1 protein-coding gene is annotated in these 1,627 nt (G+C 46.6%); it reads right to left on the reverse strand.

Going from position 1 to position 1,627, the window contains the following annotated elements; translation table 11 throughout:
* Window positions 1-514: 514 nt before the first annotated feature.
* On the reverse strand, window positions 515-1,111 hold the full coding sequence (locus ACUVJL_RS37295) for a hypothetical protein (RefSeq protein ID WP_445250417.1): 597 nt from the start codon (window positions 1,109-1,111) through the stop codon (window positions 515-517).
* Window positions 1,112-1,627: the final 516 nt, after the last annotated feature.

The raw sequence follows: 1,627 nt of genomic DNA on the forward strand, positions 1-1,627 counted from the left end.
CTGGTGAGTGTAAATCCAAAGACCGCTGTTAGATCCTCCTACAGATAACAGCAGTCTTTTGGAATTTACGGGCATTTGGTTAGTTTAAATTCTCGCCGCACAACAAAAATGTCATTACCAAAAGCCATTTAGACACTCCAATCGTCTGGGAAAATTGGGGAAGTTGTGACTTGTTCGGTGTGTCCAGACCACCGAGCAGTCGCGCAGCAGTGCCCCTAAGCGAATTAACAGCTAGGGCGAAATCAAAATGCTGGAAAGTCGTAGTTAATCTAGTGTCTCTAGCACTGGGTTAACTTTCAACACCAACGTTAAGTCTTGCGATCGTCCGGGGGGACAACCCTCTGTAAATGTCATAATTTTTGAGCTCCAAGCGTTGTTATAGAACGTGTTGGGGAAGTCGTGACTTGGCTAGCGGGTCCAATCGCTGGTCAGTCGCGCAGCAGTCTTCCTTAGTTACTTACCATTGCAGTATTGCAATCACTTTGTCAAGGTATTGCTGTAAAATTTTGTCGCCTCAGCTTTTCAAAATTTCTAAGATGGCTTCCAAGTCTGACAAGTCGGTTTTTGATTTTTTGCGTCTGGCTCGGAGCTGACTGAGAATTGTGGCCGCATCGGGTGTTGGTTTGCCGGAAAGTGTGGCGGCCGGAGCAGAATTTTGCTTTAGCTCGGAAAGTTCGGCCTCGATGTCCTCCCGATCGGCGCACTCTGTCTCAAGTTGCGATCGCAGTTTCACCAATTCTTGTTTAAGTAATTCTTTTTCACTTGCAGAGTTACCTAACTCGATATGTAACCGCTGATTTTCAGCCCGTACCGTTTCTATAAACGGTAAAAGCTCGCTATCTGGTTGTTGCGGTATGTTCGCGCCATCGGCTTCTATCCCAGTCCGTACCGTTTCTATAAACGGAGGAGAGGGACTTTCTACCATTTCCATAAATGGCTCGTTGCTGGATGCTAGCGCTTCTAAATAATCATTCCGACTCACCCCCGCTTTCTCAGCTACAGTAGCCAACCAGTGCCAGGCGTCATCTGTGAGATTGACCGATCGGATTTTGCGGGGAGCTTCTGATTTAAATACAAACTTGCCCAATCTGTCCCGTACTTTGTTACTCATTGCCGTTTCCATAAATGGCTAGCATCTCTATCTAACCATTTCCATAAACGGGAGTCAAGCGCTTTGACTTACCATTTCCATAAATGGGTAGCAACTGCATTTACCATTTCCATAAATGGATAACACCCCCTATTTGACCATTTCCATAAATGGGTAGCAACTGCATTTGAGGACTGGATTAACCCCAGCATGGGTAACTCAAGCTTTAGGTCGTTAGATCGGTGTAAGACGTTGTAAGACACTATAGACAGTTGTAGACAGTGTATACAGTGCCAGAATTTAGTGATCGCTAATCGTGGGCCGGGGGGACAGCTAAGCGTGGCACGTCCCCCCGGCCGCGTCAGGGGTGCGCCGCAGGCCCGCAAGGTCAAAACCACCGGGTCGAGTGATACCCGGTAAACATCCCACAAAAACACAAAACATGATATACTTTCAAATTTCAAAAATTTAACCCAAAAAACTAGGTTAAGCAGCCGATGAAATTTTTCGAGTGGCAGCTCGTCCGCTGTAGAGGTT

It is taken from the genome of Microcoleus sp. OTE_8_concoct_300 (assembly GCF_031383065.1).
Lineage (GTDB): Bacteria > Cyanobacteriota > Cyanobacteriia > Cyanobacteriales > Microcoleaceae > Microcoleus.